This window comes from Gordonia sp. NPDC003585 (genome assembly GCF_040610755.1).
In the GTDB taxonomy this organism is placed as follows: Bacteria; Actinomycetota; Actinomycetes; order Mycobacteriales; family Mycobacteriaceae; genus Gordonia.
The window spans coordinates 42558-48642 of sequence record NZ_JBEXMX010000040.1 but is presented as its reverse complement, the minus strand read 5'-3'; the positions used below and the strand labels follow the sequence as shown (position 1 = coordinate 48642).

At 64.7% G+C, this 6085-nt stretch carries 5 protein-coding genes and 1 tRNA gene; 2 read left to right on the top strand and 4 right to left on the bottom strand.

All coding sequences use genetic code 11. From position 1 onward, the window contains the following. Window positions 1–6: 6 nt before the first annotated feature. Window positions 7–777, top strand: a complete 771-nt coding sequence (gene istB / locus ABZW74_RS13075) for an IS21-like element helper ATPase IstB (RefSeq protein ID WP_355276713.1) — start codon at window positions 7–9, stop codon at window positions 775–777. Between the two features lie 72 nt (window positions 778–849). On the opposite strand, the gene ABZW74_RS13070 is transcribed toward istB, so the two are convergent. From ABZW74_RS13070 to ABZW74_RS13055, 4 genes are all read right to left on the bottom strand, one after another. Next, on the bottom strand, window positions 850–1857 hold the full coding sequence (locus tag ABZW74_RS13070; RefSeq protein ID WP_355276709.1) for a hypothetical protein: 1008 nt from the start codon (window positions 1855–1857) through the stop codon (window positions 850–852). Between the two features lie 132 nt (window positions 1858–1989). After that, window positions 1990–2060: transfer RNA gene (locus ABZW74_RS13065), tRNA-Gly, on the bottom strand. Between the two features lie 86 nt (window positions 2061–2146). Then, a complete protein-coding gene (locus tag ABZW74_RS13060) occupies window positions 2147–3559 on the bottom strand; it encodes a DUF222 domain-containing protein (RefSeq protein ID WP_355276707.1) in 1413 nt (470 codons plus the stop codon). 360 nt (window positions 3560–3919) lie between these two features. Beyond that, complete coding sequence (locus ABZW74_RS13055; RefSeq protein ID WP_355276705.1) at window positions 3920–5296, bottom strand: hypothetical protein; 1377 nt, start codon at window positions 5294–5296, stop codon at window positions 3920–3922. 192 nt (window positions 5297–5488) lie between these two features. On the opposite strand from ABZW74_RS13055, the gene dcd reads away from it, so the two are divergent. Next, window positions 5489–6058, top strand: coding sequence for a dCTP deaminase (dcd, locus tag ABZW74_RS13050; RefSeq protein WP_240857841.1), 570 nt, complete (start codon window positions 5489–5491; stop codon window positions 6056–6058). Window positions 6059–6085 lie beyond the last annotated feature (27 nt).

Here is a 6085-nt window from a genome sequence, read left to right as displayed (position 1 = left end):
TGGTCGATGACCACGACACTGGCATCGTTGCCCGCCGAGGTGGAAGCGTTGATGAAACAACTCCGCCTGCCCCATGCCCGCGCCATCGCCGCCGAAGTGTTGGCGACCGCACGCTCGCAACGCTGGGACCCCGCCGACGTCCTCAAAGCGCTCCTCGACGAAGAGGCCGCCGGCCGCGCCCGCTCCATGCTCGCCTCCAGACGGAAAGCGGCGAGCTTCCCGACCGGCAAAACCTTCGACGTGTGGGACGAGTCCGCCTCCTCCATCCCGATCCCCACCCAACACGCCCTGCAAACCCTCGAATGGGTCGGTCGTCGGGAGAACCTCGTCGTGTGTGGGCCCGCCGGGACCGGTAAGACATTCTTCCTCGAAGCCCTCGGGCAGAAAGTGATCGAAGCGGGCATGCCGGTGGCCTGGTTCAGCCTCGAACAACTCGGCACCCTCGTGCGTGCCCACCGGGCCGATGACACCCTCGGCAAAGCAATCGCCAAAATCGTGCGCGCCGAACTGATCGTCATCGACGACGTCGGTCTGCTCCCGGTGGGTACCGATGCCGCCGAAGGGCTCTACCGCGTCGTGGAAGCCGCCTACGAACGCAAATCCGTCGCAGTGTCCTCAAACCTGCACCCGTCGGGATTCGACGAGCTGATGCCGAAAACGCTGGCCACCGCCACCGTGGACCGGTTGCTGCATCACGCACACCTCTGCCAAACCAGCGGCGACTCCGTGCGCCTGGCCCAAGCCCTCACCGGGAAAGGAGTCACCGCACTGACCTAACCCCAACTCCAAACCCGGTGGTGGTCTCGTGGGCACTTTCATGGCCGCCACCGGGCATCCCCACGTGACCGCCTACGGGCAGTCTTGATGGCCACCAGTGGGCAGTTCTACATGTCCCTTGACAACTGTCGCCGATCTGCCGCTAGCCGTGAGCCGTGTCGGACCCGACATGGCAAGTCTCGCCGAAGAATGACTGGGTGCTAGAAAGGCCGACCAGCTCACCTCGCGACCACGCGGATCTGTCGCTTCCAGTTGAAATGTCACTACATCTCCGACGTCCAAGCGGGGTGCGTCCGAGCCATCCACAGACGAAACATCAACGTTGCCTTTGCCGTTGGTGCCCAGGCTATCCCGGGCCGAATCAATCGACGAGTAGTGCATCGCTGAACCATCCTGGCCACTCCGGTAGCGCGCCAGTTGGTTGCGGATCTGCCCCGCGGCGCCAGCTAGCAACAATCGCTCGGATGGGACGACCGGCCGGGAGTGTCCGATGGTGTTCCGAATATCAAAGATGATGTCTAGGTATACTTCTGTGCGCTTTTTGTCGTCGAGGATCGGTTTGACGTCCTGCCAGTTAGTATCTATCAGCTTTTGCAGCTGACAGATTTCTGTATAGTCCAACAGGTCCTGGCTGACAGTAATCCCGTCGCGCTTTTTGTCTTCCTCCGCGCGCTTGAGCTCAAGCTTAGCGACTGCATCCTCGTCCAGCTGCGACTGCCACGCGGGAACGGCGAGCCGAATCACGTCGCGCAGCGCCGTCTCAGCGGCTACCAGTTCCGTGTAGGCGTCCACCGCTGTCGCAGTCGGGGTGACCTCAGGGCGAGCATCTAGTGGCAATTCAACACCGAGGTAGTCGGCTAACTCAGTGAGGCGATCGACATGTGCATTTGTGAACGTCGCGGTCCACTCAACGTAGTCGTACCCCTGCTCGTCTTGGGTCTCCACAAGTTCGATCCCGAAGAGGTCTACTAGGTGCTTGTCCTCAAAATAGCTCATCTGCCTGCCCAGAAGAGCCTCACGCATCGCCATCGCCAGGTCGAACCTCTGCCCTGGTGTCAGTCCTCTGGTTGCTTCACCCACAGCATGCGATTGTTGCACGTAAGGGCGACGCTGTTCGGAACCGACCGCAACACGCGGCCCCGTCGCGGCCCCGAATCGCCGCAGACACCAAGAAAGCCCAGGTCAAAACGCCCTGACCGGGGCTTTCGACTGAGCCGATGACGGGAATCGAACCCGCGTATTCAGCTTGGGAAGCTGATGTTCTGCCATTGAACTACATCGGCGTGCGAGCGGTGAGACTCGCGATCGACAGCCTAGCAAATGGGGGAAGGGGTGTCTCGACGCGACCAGCAGGAAGGATGTCGATCGATCAGGCCGCAGCCAACTCACCGGTGTTCGCTCGTTCGGTTTTGTAGGCCCATGCGGCGTAGAGGACTTCGGTGGTGTAGCCGAGATTCAAGCGGCCGCCGCCGACCGGTGCGGTGGCGTCGGGTGCGATGTGCGGGTCGGGACGCCAGCGGTCGGGTGCTCTGGTGTGCGGTGCGGTGTCGATGGGTGTGCCGTCGGGGCGGTGGAAGGTGAAGTGCTGGTTGCCGTGGGCGGTGATGCCGAACACGCCGCGGTGCAGCGCGGCGTGGTGGGCTGAGCACAGCAGGATCAGGTTGTCGGGGTCGGTGGTGCCGCCCTTCGACCACGGGCGCACGTGGTGCAGGTGCAGGTGGCGGGTGCGCCCGCAGCCAGGATGGGCGCATTCGTGCTGGTCGCGGCCGGAGATCATCCGCACCAGCGCGGTGGTGGGTGGGCGGCGTTTACGTCCCCACCGCAGGGTGACGCCCTGACGTTTCCCGATCTCGCGGACCGATGCCCCGCATTCGAGGGTGTCGACCTCGGCGTCGGTCAACGCGGGGCCGTCTTCGAGGTGCGCGTCTTCGAGGTCGTCCTCGAGAGGTTTGTGGACGATGATTTCGGCGCCGCGGGTCAGTTCGGGGACGTCGGTCAGGGTGCGGGTGGTGTCGGCCATCGCGATGACGGCGGCGCTGATGTCGTGGGGCACTCCCCGCCATAGATCGATACGTTCTCCGGGTTCTTTCAGGTTGCCGTCGGTGGGACCAGCGGTTTCGGGGTCGGTGAGCGCGTTCCGCGGAACGTCGGCGTCGTCGGCGGTGCGCAGGCGTTCGTATTCGGCGCGCACGATCGCGGCGAGGAACGCGGCCCCGTCGACGGGGGACAGAGTGAGGGAGACCGACAGGGTGCCGTCGAAGTTCCACCGCCAGCTGCCTTTGGATCGGCGCACGGTGGTGGGTTCCAGTGGTGTGCCGGTGTCGGGGTCGAGAGCATCGATCTGGCGCATCGATTTCACGAGCCGTTCGACCTGAGACGCAGTCGCCGACAGCGCCACGTTGAGCAGTTCGTTCTCGCGGATGGGGGTGGCCACGCGGGTGAGGGCGCGGACTTTGGAGTAGGTGATGCGGCCTTGGGCGAAGGCGGTGCGGATGGCGGGCAGGGTGGTGAGGGCGTGGGCGACGCGGATGTGGTCTTGGGCGGTGCGTAGGGACAGGCCGGTGCGCCAGGACAGCCAGTGGGCGCAGCTGCGGATGCCTTCGCCGGACCAGGCGTGGCGGTCGTCGAATACGGCGAGGTACTCGAGGAATCGGGCGGTGATTGCGGCGATCTGGCCGGAGTACCCGACGACGCGTTCGGTGAGTTCCGGGGTGGAGAGTTTGTCGGCTGGTGTGTGGTCAAACATGGTGTCCGACAACGATGTCACCGCAGTGTTTGGCATGGGCCCTCCCCGATGTGTGGATCGTGATCTCACTACGGACAAGGTATCGGTGGGTACCGACAGAAACGTTCCGCGGAACGTCGGGCTGTCCACAACCGCGTTCCGCGGAACGCCGGTGTGGTCGGAATTGGTGTGGGGTGCACTGACATTGTCAGGTCGCCGGGTTTCGATACGGCTCGCCCCGGGGGGCTCGCCTACTCAACCAGCAGAGGGGGGCGGCTGAACAGCAGAGGGGCATGGCTGAACAGCAGAGGGGCGTGGCTGAACCAGCGGGGTGGGTGCGTTCCGCGGAACGTGCGGCGGTGGTCTCGACACGACGCCTCGCGCATGGCGCTCGGTGTCGGCTCGACCAGCGGGTGGTCACCAGCGCGGCGTCGAGGCTGGGCGTTTGTCTTCGGTGAGGCAGAGGGAGCGCAGGACGTTGTGGAAGACCACCAGGCCATAGAGGTTGGGAGCGCCGATGATTCCGGTGCTGCGGGGGATCATGTCGGCGGTGATGCCGGCGCCGGGGAAGAGGCTGTTGATCATCGTGGCGGTCGGGTCGGATGCGCCGTAGCGCCAGATGAGTTCGATGAAGTGGGCGGTCAGGGCGTAGGTGTAGTACGCCGCGGTCAGGCTCTTGGTGACGGTCAGGTCCGACAGCGGGACGGTGTCGGCGATGTGGCCGTCGCGCAGATTGTGGTTGAGGCCGATCGCGATGTCGAGCGGTGCGCCGCCGACGTAGGGGATCAGGATCAGGCCGATCTGGGAGAGTGCGCCCTCGCCGGAGTTGAAGTCGGCGGGGTCGGCGGGAATCAGGTTGTGCGGCACACGGTATGACCGGAGGAACGTTTGCACGCGGGTGCTCAGGTCGCCGATCTGGCGCTGGGTACCGGCGTCGCGGGTGATGGCGCGCAGGTAGGTCGACGTCCGGTCGACGATGCGCGACACCGGCAGATTGCCGATGGCCGGGCAGGTCTTGGGATCGGCGACCGACACCTGACTCGCGATGTCACGCACGATCGCCGGAACCGCATTCGTGAATCGCAGATCCTTGACCGGCTTTCCCGCGGAACGCTTCTGCGACTCGGTCACCGACACGATGCATGCCTTGACCAGGTTGGAGCTCAGGCTGTTGTAGACGGCGGTGGCACCGAGGACGCCCAGCACGATCGGCAGGGTGAGCAGCGTGCCGATGCTGAACGGTCCCACCAGCGGGCCGATCGACGGAATGCTGCGTCGGGCGATGGTCAACGGAACCATCACCGTCACATAGAGATACAGCCACACCGTCTCGACTGCCTGCGCGACGGTGAGATTCTCCACCGAGATGACGTCGCCGCCGTGGCCGTCGCGGACGTTCACCAATTGCGTGACGATCCACTGCGACACCGGATCTCGGTACTTCATGATCGGGGAGCGCTCGTCGGCTCCGAGGTCGTACGGGTGCGTCGACACCGCAAGCGTCGAGATCTTCAGCGCCCCCATGTCGCGGTGCGCTTGCGCTTTGATCGACGCGGACCGATCACGGATCTGCGCGGGCATCATCGGCAGAAACGAATCGAAGATCGCGTCGTACACCGCGCCGAGCGTCGCGAACCGCGAACCCACGCATTCGGTGGGCGCCGCAGGCGACTTCGACGGCGCTGCCACCGCGGCGACACCCCGCTCGCCTGCCGTCAACGCGATCGCAACCGCCAACACCACCGACAACGTCGCGATGACACAGCGATGCCACCCCAGCCGAACCCCGACCATGGATCTCCCCATCCATACGTGCAACGTCCCCCGTCGACAGCATCGATCTCGATCCTGCGCGTTGCGAAACAAACTCTAGAGATCCTCTGCCGGTTCGGCAGCGTCCACGACGTAAACAACTCTTGATGATTCGATGTTGTCTGGCTCACGGTCGGGGCCTACGGCGAACAGCCGGTCCGATAACCTCACAACGTGCTGCTCTCCGACCGCGACATCCGTGCCCAGATCGCCGAGGGCCGCCTCGGCATCGACCCCTTCGACCCGACGCTGGTCCAACCCTCCAGCGTCGACGTGCGGCTCGACAGCCTCTTCCGCGTCTTCAACAACACCCGTTACACCCACATCGACCCGGCGCAGCAGCAGGACGAACTGACGAGCCTCGTCGAACCGGCCAAGGATGAGCCGTTCGTGCTGCATCCGGGTGAGTTCGTCCTCGGTTCGACGCTCGAGGTGTGCAGTCTGCCCGACGACCTCGCCGGACGGCTCGAGGGCAAGTCGTCGCTGGGGCGGCTCGGTCTGCTGACGCATTCGACGGCCGGCTTCATCGATCCCGGCTTCTCCGGTCACATCACCCTGGAGCTGTCGAACGTCGCGAACCTGCCGATCACGCTGTGGCCCGGCATGAAGATCGGCCAGCTGTGCCTGATCCGGCTGAGCAGTCCCGCCGAGAATCCGTACGGCAGCGCGGCCGTCGGCTCCAAGTACCAGGGACAACGCGGGCCGACGCCGTCGAAGGCATACCTCAACTTCACCAAGCCGTAAATCGGTTCGTCGGGAGTTCACCGAGAC